The following is a 2,566-nucleotide window of genomic DNA, read 5'->3' as shown; positions in this document are numbered from 1 at the left end:
TACAGGTTTCGATCTTGACCAGCGGGTCACCCAACTTGTCGATCGTCTGTTGGTGATACTGGTTTGCAAAGAGGTCATTCTTAATGGCGCTGCGTTTCTTCATGGTGGTTAGCTCAGTAGACCAGCTTCCGATAACTTTATCAGCAAAATCAAACTCGGCTTAGGTTTTTCGAGGTGCCCTATTAATAAAATTAACCAGGCCATCATTCCTCCTAACAACTAGGGTCGTCCCCAACAAAATGACATTTCTCAGGTCGTCCTGAGCAACAGATCAAACTGAAAAAATTATAACTAGGCAATATAATAACTGCAACACCATGTATATTTACTTAATTACCATTGAAGATTAGTTTAGTTAAAATTTGACGTTCTATTTCTATTACTATATTCCCTGATAATGTCATAAATCTTAGCCAACTTACTGAGTTCTATCGCATTCAGGATAATAAATTACTCATACTTACCTAACAGGGTAATGGTAACGGCACCTTTGGCAGTTTGTTACTGTTGCTACATTCTGTAGATATCTATCTTAGTTAGGAATAATAATTGATTTTAATTAAACGGTCTGGCTAGCCATTGATACTAATTGAATAGTATATATTTTTCATAGCGAGTTAATGATCATAATCTAACATGATGGCTTAAAGCAGGTTAAATATGAGCCTGTCACATTGAGGATAGCGGAGACAAATGAATGTTAGGCTAAAGCTAACAAGCGTTACTGAGGATAGTTGTATATTTTAATACCGCGAGTCGTCTGGCTTTATCCAGCATATTTACCATAACGTTATTAACAAGTAACCACATTGAATTTATACCGAATATGCAATTGACAGCAAAAAATAGGCCTGTACTAAACGCTACTGAAGGGCTCTAAAGACAAACCAGCAGCATATGTACAGGCAATTATCAGGAAAAGAAAAACCAATTTATACTATATAGATTAGTGACTTAAAATATAGCTCATGCTTTTTTATCGGAAATTGGTTTACCTTGTTCAGCAGCTAACATAGCCAACGCTTGCATTTGTGCTGGTGTTTGAACCATTTGTCGATCACGTGTGGAACGCATCTCTCTAACAATACTTTCTAAACTTATATTACTTTCAGGGTTTATTAATTCCCTTGTGGCAAGTAGTTGACCAGTACGCCCAACGCCAGCTCGACAATGTATTACTGGTAATAATTTATTTTTATCCCCTATCGCTCTGCTTCCCTTTTTCTCATACATTTCATTTTTTTTATTGACAACGGCATTAACATGCTCAGCTAATTCTTTTAATCCTTCATTACCAGAGGCAATTCGATCCGGCCAATTAGGAACATGAATAACAGGTATGGTAACTTTAGCATCTTGACCTTTATCGATGACTTTTAATAAATATTGATGATAATCTAATCCGTCAGCTAATTTACCCTCACCGTTACCTTTTGCAGTGACTAAAACATCACCATATTGATTGCTTTTTCTAAAATATTCGGGTAATTTCTCGCCAAATTCTGGATTAATATCTTTTTCTGATGCCAATACAACCAGCGCAGGTGTCCGATTAGCTACCAACATCTTAAACTAATCTTCCATTGATTTTGGTTTTGGATATTGGCAAGCAATAGCCACATTCTGACCAGCAATTTGTACCCGATTGGCGGGTAGAGGCTGACCATTCGGGGCTGTCACAGCCGTTGCTTTTGCGGTCCAGATATTGCCAAATCGTTGATTCTCAACTTTCTCAATATATTGTGATTTATCTATGTTGGTATTGCTAAATTCGTTTGTTAATTTTTTAAATAAATTTTCAGCTAACTTAGCGGTTTGCTGTTGGTCTTCTGCTGACATTCTACGTGGCGGTAATGGCGGTGCGGGTACCTCTGGATCACTTAACATTCTCTTTAATTTTGTTGGTAGCATATCTGTATCAGTAGCATTTTCTAATTTAGTCGTACCTTCATCCATCTTAGCGGATGATCTTTTATCACGAATGTAATTGCCCTTCGTTTCTTCAAATTGCTTAAGTAAGTCCAGCTGTGATGTTTTATCTAATATTTTTGCGCTAGTGGAATTTTTTATTTCGTTAATAATTTTTTCAGCACTCAATTTATTACTAGGTTTAGATACTTGAGTTTCGGCAACGAGAAAAGCCGAGCGGTCATATCCTTTACTACCATGTATTACTGGTAATACTTTATTGAGATCATGTACTGTTTTACTATTTTTTTGGTAAAGCTCAGTCGAATGATCATGGCTTGCCAAATTAATGGGCACCTCGAAAAACCTAAGCCGAGTTTGATTTTGCTGATAAAGTTATCGGAAGCTGGTCTACTGAGCTAACCACCATGAAGAAACGCAGCGCCATTAAGAATGACCTCTTTGCAAACCAGTATCACCAACAGACGATCGACAAGTTGGGTGACCCGCTGGTCAAGATCGAAACCTGTACACGAGTTTCGCACAAAACTAATTTGGGTACGCTAATAAAACACGGATGTGCTCAGCAATAGCATTTTTGATTACGTCCCAATTTTGTTGATAAAGGGTTATTTTTTCAGATATACGACGTTTATGT

At 37.3% G+C, this 2,566-nt stretch carries 3 protein-coding genes; 1 reads left to right on the top strand and 2 read right to left on the bottom strand.

What is annotated here, in order from left to right; all coding sequences use genetic code 11:
- Window positions 1-966: 966 nt before the first annotated feature.
- Complete coding sequence (locus CBG25_RS00740) at window positions 967-1,566, bottom strand: protein-tyrosine phosphatase family protein (RefSeq protein ID WP_290603794.1); 600 nt, start codon at window positions 1,564-1,566, stop codon at window positions 967-969.
- A 6-nt stretch (window positions 1,567-1,572) separates the two neighbouring features.
- On the bottom strand, window positions 1,573-2,253 hold the full coding sequence (locus CBG25_RS00735) for a hypothetical protein (RefSeq protein ID WP_290603792.1): 681 nt from the start codon (window positions 2,251-2,253) through the stop codon (window positions 1,573-1,575).
- Window positions 2,254-2,336: 83 nt separating this feature from the next.
- On the opposite strand from CBG25_RS00735, the gene CBG25_RS00730 reads away from it, so the two are divergent.
- Window positions 2,337-2,501 carry a hypothetical protein gene (locus CBG25_RS00730; protein WP_290603796.1) on the top strand — a complete coding sequence of 55 codons (165 nt, stop codon included), beginning with the start codon at window positions 2,337-2,339 and terminating at the stop codon, window positions 2,499-2,501.
- The last annotated feature ends 65 nt before the right edge of the window (window positions 2,502-2,566 follow it).

Origin of the sequence: Arsenophonus sp. ENCA (assembly GCF_002287155.1) — a bacterium.
GTDB classification, from domain to species: Bacteria; Pseudomonadota; Gammaproteobacteria; order Enterobacterales; family Enterobacteriaceae; genus Arsenophonus; species Arsenophonus nilaparvatae.
This window is presented reverse-complemented; position numbering and strand designations above follow the sequence as displayed.

Coding starts and splice junctions, on each gene's coding strand:
- CBG25_RS00740 (WP_290603794.1), bottom strand. CDS start 1,566: ATGTTGGTAGCTAATCGGACACCTGCGCTGGTTGTATTGGCATCAGAA.
- CBG25_RS00730 (WP_290603796.1), top strand. CDS start 2,337: ATGAAGAAACGCAGCGCCATTAAGAATGACCTCTTTGCAAACCAGTAT.